Genomic DNA, 16,691 nt, shown 5'->3' on the forward strand with positions numbered 1-16,691 from the left:
GGCTTTTGAACGTTGTCGAAGGGCATGATCAGGGGTAAGGTCTTTAAATGCTCTCCATGGCGCTCTAAAAGGTGCTGAAGAGGGCTTTCGTTCTCTTCGGGAGAAAATGAGCAGGTACTGTAGAGCAATTTGCCTCCCGGTTTGAGCGCATCGAATGCCGAGAGGAGCAAACGGCGCTGGAGTTTGGAGGTCTCTTTGACTTTGTGAACGCTCCAATAGCTCATACTTTTGGGTTCATGGGTTTTGAAACGTGCTTCGGAAGAACACGGCGCATCGAGCAAAATGCGATCAAACATCAGCGGGCATTTTTTCCCCACACTGCGACCGTCGGTCATGTAGGTATGGGCGTTGGTGACCCCTTGGGATTTGAGGTTGTCACACAGCCGGAAAAAACGTTCGCGCGAAGGTTCTACGGCGGAGAGCCATCCCGTATTTTTCATCATTCCTGCCAGCATCAGCGTTTTGCCCCCCGGTGCTGCGGCGAGATCGAGTACCGTCTCTTCGGGCTTCGGTGAGAGAAAAATCGGGGCGAGCATAGAGGCGAGATTTTGGATATAAAAGTGCCCTTGGTAGAATGGTTCGATTTGGGTGAGGCGGAGTTTGTCTTCGGGGGCAATACGATATACCCCCTCAATCAACCCCTCGGTCCACCCTACCCGCTCAAATGCTATCTCAGCTTCATGAAGGGCATTTTCGAGTTCTGTGGCTGAGGATTTGAGGGTATTGAGCCGAAAAGTGACTTGTTTAGGTGCATCGAACGTGCGCAGTATCGATTCGAATCGCTCCTGCGGAACAATTTGCTCCAAGCGCTCGACGAAAGGTGCGGGGAGTGTCGTCGTCATACTTTCACCGCCATACGGACAACCGAAGCGATACCGATGTGCCCTCTTCCCTCATTTAATTCGATATCGATTTCATGGAGCTCTTGGACGGTGCATGGAAGCGGAGTGAGGATTTTTTCGAGTGCTTCGGCGGTATAGAGAAGCGTAGTGTCCTTTGGACCGCCCGTTGTTTTGGGAAGCTGATGGATCGAGAAAAATTCTCCCGCAAAAACTCCGCCGGTGTTCAGTATGTGAATAACTTTGGCAAAAACATCACTGCGTAGGGGTTCAGGGAGATGAAGGAATGAACACAGTACCGCATCATAGCGTTCCGTAGGTTCCCAAAGCTCAAGATCGGTGTGAATCGTCGTGATCTCATGCCCAAACGAGCGGGAAAGAGCTCGGGCTTTTTCCAGACCGACTTCTGAAGCATCCAAAGCGCTGACACAATGACCGAGTTTTGCGGCATACGCGGCGTTGCGCCCTTCCCCTTCACCCAAAAAAAGGATCGAGGAGGAAGGCTTTAGGCGATCGATGTGGGAAGCGATGTAGAGGTTTGGAGTTGTCCCGTAAAAATACCCCTCTTTGGCAAAGCGCTCATTCCAAAATTCGCGTTGATCGCTCATCGAACTACTCCATCGAGTACAGGGACAAAATCGCACACTTCGAGAGCATCTTCGTGGATCATTCCCCCTTGTTTGGTAAAGCGGGTAATGATCTGTTCCCGCCCTTTCTCCATTGGTGCGAGCAATATTCCCCCCTCTCTGAGCTGATCGAAGAGTTTTTGTGGGATGGTGCGTGCCGATGCGGAGAACAAAATACGATCGAACGGCGCGTATTGTTCCCAGCCGTTTTGACCATCATCCGTGCGGGTATGGATATTGCCCAGATGGAGATGGCGAAAACGCTCTTTGGCTTCCAGCAGAAGCGACTCGATCCGCTCGATGGTGAAAACGCGGCGGAAGATTTTGGAGAGAACCGCCGCCTGATAGCCGCTGCCACATCCGATTTCCAAAACACTGTCACACCCCTCAGGGCTGAGGTACTGGGTCATTTTTGCTACGGTAAGCGGTGAGGAGATGTACTGCTGCGCACCGATCGGGAGGGCATCAAGGCGATAGGCGTTGTGGCGCATTGCCAGAGGGACAAACGCTTCACGGTTTGTATGGATGATCGCGTTTTTGACGATCGGTTTGAGGGGAAATTTTTTGGCGATTTCATCGGCCATACGGGTGGTTTTGATGATCGTTATTTTATCGATGCTCATGCTATTCCTACGTTCAGGTATCGGCGCATGGACTCTACCGTCCGTGCTTCGTAATGGGAGGCTAACACCTCTGCTCCGCTGTTGCGGATTTCACCGCCGAAAGGGGTAATAATGCCGCTCATACCGCTCGTGTCATCATTTGCCGCGTCGGAAGCGATCACATAGCACTGGTTTATCACGCCAAGAGCGTTGGTGAGGGTGACGAAGTGCTCCGCTCGTAGTTTTCCCCATTGTGCGGGAACCGCGATGATGTCGCATCCTTCCAGCTGCTGCCATAGGCTTTTAAATCGAAGCTCGAAGCAGATGAGGATACCGATTTTGATCCCCTCGAATACAAAAGGGGTGATATTGGCTTCGTCGCCTGCGGTGAAGTGTTCGTGTTCCGCTCCGAGGGCAAAGAGTTTGGCTTTGGACTGGGTATGGAGGATTTTTCCCTGATGGAGAGCGTAGGCGATGTTATAAAACAACCCCTCTTTTTGGGTGATTGCGGTAAAGATCAAGAGGCGATCGTTGACGTGCACTAACAGAGTCTCAAGGGCGTGTTCCGTAAATGCTGCTGCTTCGGCGAAACGATCGTAGGCAAAACCGCTCAAGCACACTTCATGGGCGACAATGATGGCATCTTCAGGAGTTTGGTTGATAAGGGTGACGAGACGATCAAGATTTCTTGTAAAATCGGGATCAGTCTCGAAACACAAAGAGGCGATGGAACGGGTTTTAGAAGTCGTCAAAACTGAGGCTTCCTTTGGAGTAGTTGGTGACGGTGCCTTCGAAGAAGTTCGTTTTTTGGTCGTTGAATTTGGAGAAATCATCGACCCATTTGATCGGGTGGGTAACGTTATAGAGCGGTTTCAACCCTACCGCGCTGAGGCGTTGATCGGCGAGGTATTGGATGTATTGTTCCACGATTTCGTTGGTGAGACCCAAAATCTGCCCTTGGGTGATGTATTTGCCCCATGCGGTTTCGAGTTCGACCGCTTTGCGGAACATATCGTAGACCTCTTCGATGAGTTGTTCGGTAAAGAGATCGGGACGTTCACGGCGAAGGGTGTTGATGATGTTTTGGAACAATACGAGGTGGGTTACTTCGTCACGTTGAATAAAGCGGATCATCTGCGCACTCCCTAGCATTTTACCGGAGCGGGCGAGGGTGTAGATGTAGGTAAATCCGCTGTAAAAATAGATCCCCTCTAGGATTTGGTTTGCGAAACACGCTTTAACAAACGCGCTCTCGCTCGGATCGTTGGCGAGTTCATCGTAGCGAGCGGCAATCGAGTCATTTTTCGTTTTGAGCATCATGTCTTTGCGCCAGAGATCGTAAATCTCCTCGCTGTTTTGGCTGATCGAATCGACCATAACGGCGTAGCTTTGGGAGTGGAGCGCCTCTTCAAAGCTCTGGCGAACCAAGATGAGGTTGATTTCCGGAGCTGTAACGTATGGATTTACGTTGTCCATCAGGTTATTGGTTTGCAATGAATCCATAAAAATAAGCTGGGAGAGGGCTTTGTCGTACGCTGTTTTCTCTATCTCGGTGAGGAATTTGTAGTCGACGGCATCACGCGTCATATCGACCTCTTTAGGGAACCATGTATTGTTGAGCATCATCTCCCAGAGGTTGTACGCCCATTGGTACTTGATATTATTGAGTTCAAAAATTCCCGTTGGATTGCCGCCGAAAATCTGGCGGTCGTTTACATGTTCGTTTGAGGTTGGATTGTAAATTTGTTTACGCTTCATTTCGGCTATCCCTGTGTGCAGATAAAGTAGATGATTATGTCCAAATATAGTTTTAAGTATGATAAAATGAAAAGAGTTTTTTAAAAGGGTGATGGAATGAATAAAAAGGTGATCATAAGATCGCTGGCGGCGGCGGTCTTTATATACGCTATTGCCGGTTTCTTCGGAGTCCCGTATCTCATTAAAAACATCGTCCCTGGAAAAGTTTTCGAAGCGACGAATGGGGGGCGGTTTTCGGTAGAAAAAGCTGCATTTAACCCATTCACGTTTCATCTGAAGCTTGCCGATGTCGCCTTTAAAACACCCCAAAATACCGATTTTATCGCATTTAAAAAATTGACGATCAATGTTGATCCGACGACGTATTTGTGGAAGCGTGGGGTACTCATCAAAGACCTTGCCCTTGTTGATCCCAAAGTAACGATCAAACGGGATAAGAACGGCGATTTCAATTTCAAATGGCTTACCGAATTGGGAGACGATAAACCCAAAGAGGATAAAAAAACCGAATCGATGGGACTCATTATCAACCATTTTACCCTTACAAACGGGGTACTGGGTTACAGCGATTATGCAGACGGCAAGCCCTATGTGCTCGATGTCGGACCGATCGGATTTAATCTGGACAATATCGATTTGAGAGATTTTTCGAGTGAAAACGGAAAAATGCGCCTCTATGCCGCAATCAATGATGGAGGATTTGTCGATCTCAAAGGGAAAATCGATGCCCTCTCTCCGCTGTCGATCGGAGGAAGCGTAGCGCTCAATACCGGCAAACTCTATACTCCGTGGAGTTATTTCAAAGACAAAATGGCGATTGAGGTGGCGGATGGAAGTGCGGGATTGGGATTTGATTATCGCTTTAACAGCAATGATCTCAACGCAACGGAGCTCTCGAACCTCTATTTTAAAATCGAGAAGCTGCGCATTATTCCCAAAGGAGAGCAACGAAATCTCATGAGTTTGGGTTCATTGCGCCTGAGTGAAGGGAGCATCAAACCGATGCAAAAGAGTTTTAACGCCCGATCCCTCACAATTGATGGATTGAACCTCTCGGTACAGCGTTATCGTGATGGAAAAATCGATTGGATGGAGTACATCGATAAAACCAAAAAAGCATTCCCAACAAAAGAGACAAACGAGACCTCTGCGCCGTGGAATTACAGCATCGGAGAGATTGCCCTCAGTAACAATGCGATCGGTTTTGTGGATGAGGTCCCTTCCAAAAAAGTGGCATTTGCACTCGATCAGGTGAACGGATCGATCAAAGGGTTTCAAAACGATCCTTCGGCGTTGAACGATATAGCACTCTTTGCACGCCTCAACCAAAAAGGGACAGTTGCGTTGAAAAGCGATCTGATCCGATCGCCGTTGAGCAGTCGGGGGACGATCGAGCTAAACGGCTTGGATATTTCGGTGATTGACCCTTATATCGAACCGAGTACCTACGCATCGCTTCAACGCGGAAACCTATCGGTATCGGCCGAGTATGTCTATAGTGGCTCTAAAACGGAGCTAAAGGGGAAAGTGGCATTGGATGACTGGGTTGTCAATGATTCACGTGATAACTCCGTACTTTTGGGGTGGAGTAAAATCGGGGTGACGCCGTTTGTCTATGCGTATCCCGAAAACCGACTGAAAATCAACCAGCTCGCAATAGATGGATTTTATACCAATGCAATGATCGATGCGAAAAAAGTTCTGAACTACTCCACCTTGAGTAAAAAAAGTGCAAGTGATGCCAATACGACAAAATCCGCAGGGAACCCTTTTGGGATCGATATCGTTAAATTGGTTTTGAGAGACAGTAGCGCGAATTTCAGTGATATGTCTTTGCCTCTGCCTTTTAAAACCTATATCCATGATTTGGAAGGATCGGTTTTAGGGATTTCAACAACCAAAGACGTCACAACGTTTGTAAAACTCCGAGGTGGGGTGGATCAGTACGGAGCGGCCAAAATTGAGGGCTCTCTCAATACCAAAGACCCGAAAAAATCGACCGATTTGAAAGTTGCTTTCGAGAATTTGGATCTAAAAGGGTATACACCGTATTCTCTTGAATTTTTGGGGTACAAGATCGCAGGTGGGAAACTCTTTTTAGATTTGGGATACAAAATCGATCACGGCAAGCTCAACGGGGCTAATCGTGTTGTGATCAAACAAATCGAAGTCGGGGAAGAGAAAATAGGGGGATCGCCGTGGCCGTTGCGTCTGGTAGTGGCGTTATTGGAAGACAGCGACGGCATTATCGATATTGATCTTCCGATTGAGGGGGATGTGAATAGCCCCGATTTTAAATACGGCAAAGTGGTGTGGCAGGTAATCGGCAATTTGTTTACCAAAGCGGTTACCTCGCCGTTCAAACTGCTCGGCTCGATGATGGGCATTGAGACGGATACTCTTTTAAGTATCGATTTTGAGCCCGGCTCTTCAGCATTGACACCGCCTCAGATTGAAAAACTCGATCGGGTGACGAGTATGCTTGCGAAACGACCGAAACTGATGCTGAGTGTAACCGGCGCGTATGATGATACCTTTGATGCATATGCGCTCAAAGAGGCAAAATTAGTGCAGTCGGCACTCAAACGGAATAAAAATCTCAAAATCGATTCGATACAGGCGATGAGCGTTGAGATGCTCGAATCGATTGCCGCAGATTCATTGGATAAAAAAGAGCTCAGCGAACTAAAAGCCGCGTACAAAGAGAAATATCCCGAAGAAGCGACATTTATACACAATTACTCTGTAGTGTTGGTTGAAAAATTGATTCCATTGCAACCGCTTAGTCCCTCTGAATTGCAGCTTTTAGGGATTCAACGGGGAGAAAGCATCCGGAATTATTTCATCAAAGCGGGGCTTGATAAAAGGGTAGAATTGAAAACACCTGATGTTACAAAAGATGCAAAACCCGAAGCTATCCCTGCCAAATTGGAGATAGTGACTCCGTAAAATTTTGACATTTTTGTGATTCATCTTATAATGTCATTTTTAATTTGATAGGAGAATTCATGCCGTTTTCACCCGCAAAGCGAAAAGATACCCTTAGCGGTATCCTTTTTGTCGCAATATTTGCATCAGCAGCGACAATGATTGCCAATCTGTCCGTGGTTAAACATCTTGGAATTTCCCCGCTTGTTGTGGGGATCGTACTGGGGATATTTTTTGCAAACACCATGCACAACCGTATCCCATCCGTTTGGGAGGGGGGGATTACCTTTTCGGGTAAAAAAATTCTCCGTTTTGCCATCGTATTTTACGGATTTCGCATTACGTTTCAACAGATTGAACAAGTAGGGATTGAGGGGTTTATGGTCTCGTTGATCATGCTCTCCAGTACGTTTATCCTCGGAACGTTTTTGGCGCAAAAGTTTTTTAAACTCGATCGTGATACCTCTATGCTGACCGCTGCTGGTGCGTCGGTGTGCGGTGCGGCGGCTGTTTTGGCGACCGAACCGGTACTCAAAAGTGAAGAGTATAAAACCGCTATCGCCGTGTCGATGGTCGTTTTGTTCGGAACGATTTCGATGTTTCTCTACCCCGTGTTGTATGCGGCGATTATTGAGCCCGCAACCGGATTTTTGCACATGGAACCGACAACGTTCGGGATGTATGTCGGTGGAACGATACATGAGGTAGCTCAGGTTGTAGCGGTTCCGGCATCGATTCCGGGAGCGAGTGTCGATATGGCGAATACCGCTGTTATCGTTAAAATGACACGGGTTATTATGATTGCTCCGATGTTGATCGTGTTGGGGATCTACCTCTCATACGCCGCAAAGAAAAGCGGAACGACGGGTGGCGGCGTTAAGCTCGTTATCCCATGGTTTGCGGTCTATTTCGTCGGTATGGCAGGGGTCAACTCATTGCTTCTTAACTATACGAATGCGCATGCAACCGAAGCGATTGCGACGACGATCCAATCGGTGATTGCGAACATCAATATCGTCGATACGTTCTTGCTCACCATGGCGATGACCGCTTTGGGTATGGGAACCCGTTTTGCGAAGTTCAAAGGGCTTGGATTGGCTCCAATCTATGCGGCAGGTTCTATGTTTATTTGGCTCGTTGTCGGCGGATTCGTCATCACCCAATGGGTTGTGGCGACGTTTTAAATTCTACCTCTTCCCCAACTTGAGGTCGCAAATTGCGACCTCAAAATCCACCCTTATCTCTTCCGATAGCTCAACGCTTCGAGCAGATGAGCTTTTTCTATATCGCTTGACCCCTCAATATCTGCAATCGTCCGTGCTACTTTAAGGATGCGGCTCACCGCCCGAAACGATAATCCAAATCTCCCTATCGCCTGATCGATTACCTGTTGTGATTCGGGACCCAGCGGACAATATTGCGCAATCTCCGCATCGTTCAATGCGCCGTTCAAAGCGCGTTGTCCCCGCTCTTTTTGACGTAAGAATGCTTCCCGTACTTTTTTATGTAGTTCGTGCGAAGAGACGCTCGGTTTGTCCTCTGCACTCACGGCGTGCATCTGTACATACAGATCGATCCGATCCAAGAACGGATCGGAGAGACGTGATTTGTAGCGTGTTATCTCGATGTCGCTGCATCGGCATGCGGTAGTCGTACTAAAGAGATTACCGCAAGGGCAGGGGTTCATTGCGCCGACAAAGAGGAAATTGGCATCATACGTAACTTTGGCATTAACCCGTGATATGCGGATGTGCCGATCTTCGAGAGGTTCGCGGAGTGCTTCGAGAACCGTTTTCGAGAAGTGGGGCAATTCATCGAAAAAGAGGATTCCGTTGTTTGCCAAACCGACTTCTCCGATCTGCGCTTTATGAGTACCGCCTCCAAATATACTTGCGCTTGTGGACGAGTGATGCGGTGATCGAAAAGGGCGTTGAGGGATAAAAGAGGGCTCTTTCCCTTCTAAGATTTCAAGTTTGGCACATTCGAGGATTTCGTTGTTGTGAAGCGGGGGCATAATATGAACAAGACGTTTGGCGATCATCGATTTTCCGCTTCCCGGTGAACCCTCTAACAACAGATTGTGCATCCCAGCCGCAGCGATCAGTGCCGAGCGTTTAGCATGCTCTTGCCCCTTAATATCAATGAAATCGAGAGGATAGCGTTCATGAAAATAATAGCTTTTGTCATTATGGATCAGATGATCGAAATCGAAGGTGCTGGTATGTGCTTTGGATTCAGGGAGAATATCGGAGCGAAGCAGTGTGAGCGTCTCTTGCAGGGATTCGACACCGAAAAAAGTGACATTGGGTATTTTGGAGAGCTTCGGAAGACTCACTTTTGGGACTATCGCTTTTGTAATAGTTCCTTGGTTGGCTAAAGAGAGGATTATGGGATAGAGGAGTGTGTTTTCGGTGACACTGCCATCTAGCCCCAGTTCTCCAAATACGTACCAATCACTTACGTTCCCCTCATAATTGCCCAATGCGATAAGGGCGGCGATAGGAAGATCGAAATGACTCCCCTCTTTACGCAGGTCACTGGGGGCGAGATTGATGGTGAGCCGCTTCGGAGGAAACGTAAAATCGTTGCTGAGAAGGGCTGATTTAACCCGTTCCTTGCTCTCTGTAATGGCTGTATTGGCCATCCCTACAATACTAAAAGCAGGGAGCCCTTTGGTTGCGGTAAATTGTACTTCGACGCTCGAAGCATCGATCCCTTCGAATGTCGCGCAGAGTAACTGTTTCATGACACAAACCTGACATAAAATTTAACACTTATGGTATCAAAATGACTTTTATAGAAAGAAAATATGGCGATTTGCAATATTTTTGGTGCGGGTTACTTTTTCTCTTTTTGAGCTTTTTTGTACTCTTTTTCAAATTTCTTTCGGCGATTATAGGTAAGCTTCTCGATAAAAAGCTTTCCGTCGAGATGGTCGATTTCATGCTGAATAGCAATGGCGAGAAGTTCGCTGGCTTCTAGAACGCAGGGGTCGCCGTGCCGATTTTGGTAGTGAAGGGTAAGGCTTTCGTAGCGTTCAACGTCTTCGTAAAATCCCGGTACGCTTAAACACCCTTCTTGATAGAGGGTGCTCCCTTTTGGATTGTGAATGGAGGGGTTGATAATCTCCAAAAGATTTTCTTTGGTCTGATTTCCCTCATCATCGGGAATGCACAAGATGAGCGCGCGGATAGGATTGGCAACTTGTATAGCAGCTAATCCGATTCCGTTGGAACTTATCATGGTTTCAAACATATCGTCCAAAAAGCAATGGAGAGACTCGTTAAAACTCGTCACTTCCGATGAACGAACTTTGAGTTGTTTGTTGGGATACGTGATAATCGGGAGAATCATAAGAACACCTTAGTTGCAAACCATATAGCGCAGTTTAGGGTTGTTCTCCGCTGCTTCCATCGCTTCAAGAGTGCAGACGAGTGTTTGATCAACGCTGCGTGCAGAAGAGAGTTCAGCAACACCGATGGCGATGCTGAGCTGAATTTCATTCTCCGAGATAAAGAAGTTGCTTGAGGATACAAGATCAAAAAGACGCTCTGATGCTCGTTTGGCACTTTCGATATCGGTGTGTTTTAGCATCATGACAAAAACACCTCCGCCGTAATGGGCAACCGTATCGCTGCGGCGCGAAGTTTTTAATAAGAGACGGGCAACGGTTCTAACCATAAGGTGTTGCTCTTTTTCGCTTTGAACAAGTTCTCCGGTCGATTTGGTGAGTCGAACGGTGATAATAGAACTTTTGTGCTTGAACTCATCGATCAAGTGAAGTTCTTGTTCGAGTTTGGTGAGGAGAAAACGTTTATTGTAGACACCGAACTGGTTATCGAAGATTGTCTCATTTTCGACTTGCTTGACAATGGTTGCAGTCTCATCGTAAATCGTTTTCATATGGGAGACTTGTTTTTTGAGGATAGTGCTGAGCTTGCCCACATCATCGCCCAAAGAAGCCATGATTTCATTGGCACCGTTGATTGAAGAGATATCTTTTAGCTCTGATTGGCGCTTTTCTAAAATTTTCTCCATCAGAGAGATGTTTTTATACAGTGTTGCACTGAGCTGCAAGATACTTTTGACCGATGAAAATCCTCGCTTGAGGATTTTTTCGAGTTCAATGCTAGATTCTTCGTGATTGTCCTCTTCAAGCTCTAAAATTGAACCGATTTGACGACGAAGACTTTCGCTTTTGTCTTCCAAAATTCGATCAAAATAAAGACCGAAATTGTTTGGGGTAGGGGGAAGATTATCGGAGATAAGGGTATTTAGCACCTCTTTTGCAAAAATCTCAAGGTCGCTGGTTGGGTCACCGAGGGGAGCAGTGCTGATGAAAGAACCCTCCTCGCTTTTTGGTGCAACCGTCCGTTGCGTCTGCTTGAGATTACTAAGAGTTGCCATTGCTTACCCCTTATTTCTCTTCTTTTTCTTTTTGAACCAATACCTCGTCAATGATACCATATTCCACTGCTTCTGCAGCTGACATGAAATTGTCGCGATCGGTATCTTTTTCGAGTTTTTTGACCGTTTGCCTACAGTTTTTAGCAAGAATTTCGTTGAGTTCGGCTTTCATGCGCAAAATCTCTTTGGCTTGGATCTCGATGTCGGTTGCTTGACCTTGAGCTCCGCCGAGCGGTTGGTGGATCATGATGCGCGCGTGCGGAAGGGCATAACGTTTCCCTTTTGTTCCCGAACTGAGCAAAAATGCCCCCATGGATGCCGCTTGTCCGATACAGATTGTACAGACGTCGGGACGGATATAGTTCATGGTGTCATAAATCGCCATCCCCGAAGTGATTACACCCCCCGGAGAGTTGATGTAAAAATAGATGTCTTTTTGCGGATCTTCCGCTTCCAAAAAGAGCAGTTGCGCTACGATGGAAGAGGCGACGGCATCGTTCACTTCTCCGCTGAGCATGATGATACGGTCTTTTAAAAGACGGGAGTAGATATCGTATGATCTCTCACCGCGCCCCGTTTTTTCTATGACGTATGGGATATAACTCATTGTGATTACTTGATTTTATCGTTAAGCAATTTGCTAAGAACACGATCTTCGATCATCGCCATCTGAATTGCAGGGAGGTATCCTGATTCTTGGTAATGTTTGTAGATCGCCATCGGGTCTTGACCCATTTGAAGCGCTTCATAGTAGATCGTTTGCATCAACTCTTGTTCACTGACCGAAATGTTTTCTGCTTTTGCCAGCGCATCGACGATAAAGGTCGCTTTGACGGCACGGCACGCATCATCGCGGAATGTTTCACGCAGTGCTTTTACTTTTTCCGCATCGTTACGGAGCTCTTCGAGTTCCGCTTCGCTCATTTCGCGTGCTTTTTTGTTGAGCGCCATATCCATCTCTTGTTCTACGATGAATTCCGGAAGATCGATCGTAAATGCACTGACGAATGTCTCCATCAATGCCGGCTTGAGTTCATCATTGTATTTAACGCTCATCGCTTCGGTTTCGAGTTGCTCTTTCACTTTTTCTTTGAGCATATCGACGCTTGCGTCTTCATAGCCCGGAAGCATCTTTTTCGCCAATTCATCATCAACATTTACCGCTTCTTTGGCTTGGATTGCGCGAACTTTTACTTTGAATTCAGCCGGTTTGCCTGCCAGTTTCGCACCGCCGTAGTTTTCAGGGAAAGTTACCGCGATGGTTTTCTCTTCATCTTTTTTCATGCCGATCACTTGATCTTCAAATCCGGGGATAAATTGTCCGCTTCCCAGGCGTAGGCTGAAACCTTCCGCTTTTCCGCCCTCAAACGCTTCACCGTCTACGAAACCTTCGAAATCGATAAGTGCCGTATCGCCGCTTACCAATGCGCGGTCTTCATCAACATTCACAAGCGGTGCTTGTGCAGATGCGAGTTCTTCGATACGTGCCATAACCGCAGCATCATCAATTGCCGGTTTTTCAACCGCTGGAACCATGGCCGCGTAATCACCGAGTTCGATTGCCGGACGGGTTGCGATGATGACTTCAACGTCGATGCCGCTATCGTTTTTCTCAAACTTTGCGATTTGCGGTTCACCGATCAGTGCATCTGCCGCGATTTCCATCTCTTTGAGACCTGCGCTCAAAAGATCACGCAACGCTTGTGCTTCCGCATCTTGTACCAAGCGATCGCCGTATTGTTTTTTAACGACGCTTACCGGTACTTTTCCTTTGCGGAAACCGGCAATTTTTGCCTCTTTTGAGAGTTGGTTAGCGATTTTTTCGATGTTCGCATCGATCGTGCCGTGTGTGATAGCTGCAGTAATTTTCGCGTTAGCTGAGTCGATTTTATTGGTTGTAATTTGCATTGAATCCCTTTTGTAGCATCTCTTATTAGAGTAAATAGCGGCAATAATATCCAAAAAGGGTTAATTGTACGCTGAATTAAAATAAAAGCAAAGTCGTGATAGAGTAATACTAATATTTAATAGGGCGAGTAACTATGAGCGTGAATACAAACGAGAACTTTATCAATGCAGTAAAAACGATGATCAGCCACGTCGGCGAAGATGTGGAACGTGAAGGGTTGCTCAAAACCCCCGAACGTGTTTTAAAAGCGTATGAGTTTATGTTTGGCGGTTACAAAGAAGATCCGCAAGCAATTTTAAATTCGGCGATGTTTCAAAGCTCCAACGATGAGATGGTGTTGATCAAAGATATCGAGTTTTATTCGACATGTGAGCACCATCTACTACCGATTATCGGGCGGGCGCATGTGGCATACATCCCTGATGGAAAGGTAGTAGGGCTTTCCAAAATTCCCCGCGTCGTCGATGTCTTTTCCCGTCGGATGCAAATCCAAGAACAGCTCACCGAGCAGATCGCCGATGCACTGATGGAGGCGATCAGTCCTAAAGGGGTTGCGGTTGTCATTCAGGCGCGCCACATGTGTATGGAGATGCGCGGGGTTGAGAAGATCAGTTCCACCACGACATCCAGCGCATTGCGAGGATTGTTTAAAAAAGATGAAAAGACCCGCATGGAATTTTTTAGCCTCATTAACTCTTCTAGCGGGAACCGTTACTAAGCTATGCCGTTAAAATCGCTTCGTAGCCGTTTGGGGACTGAAAAGCTGACTACCGCATTCGGTACCGTGAGCAAAATAAGCCCTACCGTCATCATTGCCGAAGGGCTTCATGTGAGTATCGGTGATACAGTGCTGATGGTATCGGAAACGAGTGGTGCCGAAGCGCTGGGAATGGTGAGCGAAGTGGAGCGTAACCGCTTTTTTATCACCCCTTTTCGTTTTGTTGAAGGGTTTCGAGCCGGAGATAAAGTCTATCCGAACCAAAGCGGGATGATGATCGAAGTGGGGGATGGGCTTTTGGGACGGGTGGTCGATCCGTTTATGAACCCGATTGACGGCAAGGGACCTATCGGCGTATCGGCGCTGGAATCAATCATCAAGGCCCCGATTGCGGCGATGAAGCGGGGGATGATTGATGAGCCTTTTGGTGTCGGAGTCAAAACGATCGATGGATTGCTTACCTGCGGCAAAGGGCAAAAATTGGGGATTTTTGCAGGGAGCGGGGTCGGAAAATCGACCCTTATGGGGATGATCGTCCGTGGGGCTGATACTCCCATCAAGGTCGTCGCCCTCATCGGAGAGAGAGGGCGTGAGGTTCCCGAATTTATCGAAAAAAGCCTTGGCGGCAATTTGGAAAATACCGTTTTGGTGGTTGCTACGAGTGATGATTCTCCTCTGATGCGTAAATACGGAGCCTTTAGTGCGATGAGTGTCGCGGAGTATTTCAAAGCGCAAGGGCACGATGTTCTCTTTATGATGGATTCGGTAACCCGTTTTGCGATGGCACAGCGCGAGATCGGACTGGCTCTCGGTGAACCGCCCACCTCCAAAGGATACCCTCCTTCGTCATTGACTCTTCTGCCGCAACTGATGGAGCGTGCGGGAAAAGAGGAAGGGAGCGGTTCAATCACCGCTTTTTTCACTGTTTTGGTCGAGGGGGATGATCTGAGCGATCCGATCGCCGATCAGTCTAGGTCGATTTTGGACGGTCATATTGTCCTCTCTCGTGAATTGACCGATTTTGGGATTTATCCGCCGATCCATATTCTCAATTCCGCTTCACGGGTTATGAACGACATCATCACCCCTGAACATCTTGCCGCCGTAAGACGGTTTCGTCGACTCTATACCCTCCTCAAAGAAAATGAGATGCTCATTCGTATCGGGGCGTACGTACGTGGCACGGACAAAGAGCTGGATGAGGCGATCAGCAAAAAAGAGAAGATGGAAGCGTTTCTCTCACAAGAGGCGATGAGTATTTCGGGGTTTCAAGAGACGATTGATCAGTTGATAGAACTAATGCACTAATTGATTGAATTCTTAAACTCTCCTAAACATAAAAAACCCTTAAGGTTACTATAACATCGTTTGCACTATTATCCCAAAAGCTAAAAGAGACTAATTTAGTCTTTTATTACAACACCTCTTTTGGAGAATTTCATGCAGGTCTATTTGGACAACAATGCGACGACGATGGTCGACCCTGCCGTTACCGAAGCGATGATCCCGTTTTTCAGCGAGATATACGGTAACCCCAGTTCGATTCACCGTTACGGGACGGCATCTCATCCCGCGATTACCAAAGCGATTAATCAAATGTATAAAGGGATTAACGCAAGTGACAATGATGATATTATTTTTACCTCATGCGCAACCGAGTCAAACAACTGGGTACTCAAATCGGTGTGGGTGGACAAAATCCTTAACGGCGATAAAAACCATATCGTCACGACGGAAGTAGAACACCCATCGGTACTTTCTACTTGCAAATTTTTAGAAGAGCAGGGGGTCAAAGTGACCTATTTGCCTGTGAACGATCAGGGGATCGTCGAAGCGCACACGCTTCGCAGTTTTATCACTGACAAAACGGCGCTCGTCTCGGTGATGTGGGCGAACAATGAGACAGGGATGATTTTCCCGATCAAAGAGATCGGACAAATCTGTAAAGAGCGGGGCGTATTGTTTCACACCGATGCGGTTCAAGCAGTAGGGAAAATCCCTGTAGACGTTCAAGACGTACATGTCGATTTTATGTCGATGTCGGCGCATAAATTCCACGGTCCAAAAGGGATCGGAGCGCTCTATATCCGCAACTCTGAAGCGCTAACCCCGCTTCTTCACGGCGGTGAACACATGGGGGGACGCCGCTCCGGTACACTCAATGTTCCTTATATCGTAGGAATGGGAAAAGCGATTGAGCTTGCGACGGAGAATATCGAAGCCAAAATGGCATCGATCCGTGCCAAACGGGATCGTCTCGAAGATGCTCTTTTAGCAGAACTTACCGATGTAGTGGTGGTCGGCAATCGCGATAACCGTACGCCGAATACGATTTTGATCTCGATTCGCGGAGTAGAGGGGGAGGGGATGCTTTGGGATTTGAACAACGCACTTATCGGTGCCTCTACCGGATCGGCATGTGCCTCGGAAGATCTCGAAGCCAATACCGTCATGCTCGCCATCGGAGCTGATCATGAATTGGCGCATACGGGGATTCGGTTGAGTCTCAGCCGTTTTACGACCGATGAAGAGATCGATTATGTAATCGAGCATTTTAAAAAAGCGGTTGCACGTCTGCGTGCAATTTCAAGCTCATACGCAAAAGTTAAACCTACGCCCGGCGGTGAAGCTGCCGAGTGCGCAATTCATCACTAAAGGATTCAACTATGGCAAAAAATGATTTATTGGGCGGATCTCTTTGGGATCAGTACTCGAACAAAGTAACGACATTAATGAATAACCCTCAGCATCAGGGGGAAATTACGGAAGAAGAAGCGGCAGCCGCGGGGCACAAACTGATTGTAGCCGATTTCGGCGCGGAGAGTTGTGGGGATGCGGTACGTTTGTACTGGGAAGTTGACCCAAAAACCGATGTGATCGTCAATTCGAAATTTAAAAGTTTTG

General features: G+C 47.3%; 16 protein-coding genes. 6 read left to right on the forward strand and 10 right to left on the reverse strand.

The genetic code is table 11. The features are described 5' to 3' along the window. The 5 genes from JHC35_RS02225 to JHC35_RS02245 all read right to left on the reverse strand — a co-directional run. Positions 1-842: RsmB/NOP family class I SAM-dependent RNA methyltransferase (locus JHC35_RS02225; RefSeq protein WP_295041756.1), on the reverse strand; the 842-nt coding region annotated here is incomplete at its 3' end. Beyond that, positions 839-1,447, reverse strand: a complete 609-nt coding sequence (locus JHC35_RS02230; protein ID WP_295041757.1) for a class I SAM-dependent methyltransferase — start codon at positions 1,445-1,447, stop codon at positions 839-841. The genes JHC35_RS02230 and JHC35_RS02225, both read right to left, overlap by 4 nt. Continuing rightward, positions 1,444-2,088 carry a protein-L-isoaspartate(D-aspartate) O-methyltransferase gene (locus JHC35_RS02235; protein WP_295041758.1) on the reverse strand — a complete coding sequence of 215 codons (645 nt, stop codon included), beginning with the start codon at positions 2,086-2,088 and terminating at the stop codon, positions 1,444-1,446. The genes JHC35_RS02230 and JHC35_RS02235 overlap by 4 nt, the downstream gene beginning before the upstream one ends. Further along, a complete protein-coding gene (locus tag JHC35_RS02240) occupies positions 2,085-2,819 on the reverse strand; it encodes a carbon-nitrogen hydrolase family protein (protein ID WP_295041759.1) in 735 nt (244 codons plus the stop codon). The genes JHC35_RS02235 and JHC35_RS02240 overlap by 4 nt, the downstream gene beginning before the upstream one ends. After that, a complete protein-coding gene (locus tag JHC35_RS02245; protein WP_295041760.1) occupies positions 2,806-3,825 on the reverse strand; it encodes a ribonucleotide-diphosphate reductase subunit beta in 1,020 nt (339 codons plus the stop codon). The genes JHC35_RS02240 and JHC35_RS02245 overlap by 14 nt, the downstream gene beginning before the upstream one ends. Positions 3,826-3,921: 96 nt before the next feature. Between JHC35_RS02245 and JHC35_RS02250 the strand changes: the two genes are divergently transcribed. Both JHC35_RS02250 and JHC35_RS02255 read left to right on the forward strand, forming a co-directional pair. Then, a complete protein-coding gene (locus JHC35_RS02250; RefSeq protein ID WP_295041761.1) occupies positions 3,922-6,774 on the forward strand; it encodes a DUF748 domain-containing protein in 2,853 nt (950 codons plus the stop codon). A gap of 59 nt (positions 6,775-6,833) precedes the next feature. Beyond that, positions 6,834-7,937 (forward strand): YeiH family protein, encoded by a 1,104-nt coding sequence (locus tag JHC35_RS02255; protein WP_295041762.1) that lies wholly within the window; start codon positions 6,834-6,836, stop codon positions 7,935-7,937. A gap of 53 nt (positions 7,938-7,990) precedes the next feature. Here JHC35_RS02255 and JHC35_RS02260 read toward each other — a convergent pair whose 3' ends face one another. From JHC35_RS02260 to tig, 5 genes are all read right to left on the reverse strand, one after another. Further along, the gene (locus tag JHC35_RS02260) at positions 7,991-9,499 is read right to left on the reverse strand and encodes a YifB family Mg chelatase-like AAA ATPase (protein ID WP_295041763.1); all 1,509 of its coding nucleotides are present in this window, start codon (positions 9,497-9,499) and stop codon (positions 7,991-7,993) included. A gap of 92 nt (positions 9,500-9,591) precedes the next feature. After that, positions 9,592-10,107: a peptide deformylase gene (gene def / locus JHC35_RS02265; protein WP_295041764.1), complete on the reverse strand. Its 516-nt coding sequence runs from the start codon at positions 10,105-10,107 to the stop codon at positions 9,592-9,594. A 9-nt stretch (positions 10,108-10,116) separates the two neighbouring features. Beyond that, positions 10,117-11,160 (reverse strand): GGDEF domain-containing protein, encoded by a 1,044-nt coding sequence (locus tag JHC35_RS02270; RefSeq protein WP_295041765.1) that lies wholly within the window; start codon positions 11,158-11,160, stop codon positions 10,117-10,119. Positions 11,161-11,170: 10 nt separating this feature from the next. Next, positions 11,171-11,767 (reverse strand): ATP-dependent Clp endopeptidase proteolytic subunit ClpP, encoded by a 597-nt coding sequence (gene clpP / locus JHC35_RS02275; RefSeq protein ID WP_295041766.1) that lies wholly within the window; start codon positions 11,765-11,767, stop codon positions 11,171-11,173. A 5-nt stretch (positions 11,768-11,772) separates the two neighbouring features. Beyond that, on the reverse strand, positions 11,773-13,068 hold the full coding sequence (tig, locus tag JHC35_RS02280) for a trigger factor (protein WP_295041767.1): 1,296 nt from the start codon (positions 13,066-13,068) through the stop codon (positions 11,773-11,775). 134 nt (positions 13,069-13,202) lie between these two features. On the opposite strand from tig, the gene folE reads away from it, so the two are divergent. From folE to JHC35_RS02300, 4 genes are all read left to right on the forward strand, one after another. Then, positions 13,203-13,787, forward strand: coding sequence for a GTP cyclohydrolase I FolE (gene folE / locus JHC35_RS02285; protein ID WP_295041768.1), 585 nt, complete (start codon positions 13,203-13,205; stop codon positions 13,785-13,787). A 3-nt stretch (positions 13,788-13,790) separates the two neighbouring features. Continuing rightward, complete coding sequence (fliI, locus tag JHC35_RS02290; RefSeq protein ID WP_295041769.1) at positions 13,791-15,095, forward strand: flagellar protein export ATPase FliI; 1,305 nt, start codon at positions 13,791-13,793, stop codon at positions 15,093-15,095. Between the two features lie 132 nt (positions 15,096-15,227). Then, entirely contained in the window at positions 15,228-16,442 is a 1,215-nt protein-coding gene (locus JHC35_RS02295; RefSeq protein ID WP_295041770.1) for a NifS family cysteine desulfurase, read from the forward strand. 11 nt (positions 16,443-16,453) lie between these two features. Further along, the coding region (locus tag JHC35_RS02300) for an iron-sulfur cluster assembly scaffold protein (protein WP_295041771.1) at positions 16,454-16,691 on the forward strand (238 nt) is incomplete at its 3' end.

The sequence above is a fragment of the Sulfuricurvum sp. genome (genome assembly GCF_022759005.1).
GTDB lineage: Bacteria > Campylobacterota > Campylobacteria > Campylobacterales > Sulfurimonadaceae > Sulfuricurvum.

Bases quoted from the DNA above. Each gene is read 5' to 3' on its own strand.
- JHC35_RS02230 (WP_295041757.1), bottom strand. From the start codon at position 1,447: ATGAGCGATCAACGCGAATTTTGGAATGAGCGCTTTGCCAAAGAGGGG.
- JHC35_RS02235 (WP_295041758.1), bottom strand. From the start codon at position 2,088: ATGAGCATCGATAAAATAACGATCATCAAAACCACCCGTATGGCCGAT.
- JHC35_RS02245 (WP_295041760.1), bottom strand. From the start codon at position 3,825: ATGAAGCGTAAACAAATTTACAATCCAACCTCAAACGAACATGTAAAC.
- JHC35_RS02250 (WP_295041761.1), top strand. From the start codon at position 3,922: ATGAATAAAAAGGTGATCATAAGATCGCTGGCGGCGGCGGTCTTTATA.
- JHC35_RS02255 (WP_295041762.1), top strand. From the start codon at position 6,834: ATGCCGTTTTCACCCGCAAAGCGAAAAGATACCCTTAGCGGTATCCTT.
- JHC35_RS02260 (WP_295041763.1), bottom strand. From the start codon at position 9,499: ATGAAACAGTTACTCTGCGCGACATTCGAAGGGATCGATGCTTCGAGC.
- def (WP_295041764.1), bottom strand. From the start codon at position 10,107: ATGATTCTCCCGATTATCACGTATCCCAACAAACAACTCAAAGTTCGT.
- JHC35_RS02270 (WP_295041765.1), bottom strand. From the start codon at position 11,160: ATGGCAACTCTTAGTAATCTCAAGCAGACGCAACGGACGGTTGCACCA.
- clpP (WP_295041766.1), bottom strand. From the start codon at position 11,767: ATGAGTTATATCCCATACGTCATAGAAAAAACGGGGCGCGGTGAGAGA.
- tig (WP_295041767.1), bottom strand. From the start codon at position 13,068: ATGCAAATTACAACCAATAAAATCGACTCAGCTAACGCGAAAATTACT.
- folE (WP_295041768.1), top strand. From the start codon at position 13,203: ATGAGCGTGAATACAAACGAGAACTTTATCAATGCAGTAAAAACGATG.
- fliI (WP_295041769.1), top strand. From the start codon at position 13,791: ATGCCGTTAAAATCGCTTCGTAGCCGTTTGGGGACTGAAAAGCTGACT.
- JHC35_RS02295 (WP_295041770.1), top strand. From the start codon at position 15,228: ATGCAGGTCTATTTGGACAACAATGCGACGACGATGGTCGACCCTGCC.